Here is a 415-nt window from a genome sequence, read left to right as displayed (position 1 = left end):
TCAGCGCTGGCCATTTCTGTCCTGGCCTTTTTTGCCCTGAAAACCGTTTTTGCCATCCGGCGCCAGCTCAACGGGATGCGCCAGACCATGGAAACCGCCAGCGAGCGGCTTGACCTGACTCTCAGGGCGGACGAGTCGCGGCGGGATGAAATCGGCCTGACCGCGAAGGCGTTTAATCAGCTGATTGAAAACGTCTCGGCTTCGCTGTCGAAAGTCGAGGCCTCTGCACAGTCGGTCAGCTCTGCTTCGGCGCAGATATCTGCTGGTAATGAGGACCTCTCATCCCGGACAGAGGAGCAGGCGGCCTCACTGGAGCAGACGGCAGCGAGTATGTCCGAACTCAGTGAAACGGTTCGTCAGACGGCAGAGAACACCGCTCTCGCCAGCCAGCTGGCGAAGAACGCCCGGGATATTT

General features: G+C 59.5%; 1 protein-coding gene. It reads left to right on the top strand.

Features of this window, described 5'->3' with window-relative positions; all coding sequences use genetic code 11:
• Nucleotides 1–415: HAMP domain-containing protein (locus QSK07_RS22715; protein WP_285762156.1), on the top strand; the 415-nt coding region annotated here is incomplete at both ends.

This window comes from Pantoea sp. QMID4 (assembly GCF_030270445.1).
GTDB lineage: Bacteria > Pseudomonadota > Gammaproteobacteria > Enterobacterales > Enterobacteriaceae > Pantoea > Pantoea vagans.
The sequence above is the reverse complement of the archived record's forward strand: the minus strand, read 5'-3'. Positions and strand labels throughout refer to the sequence as shown.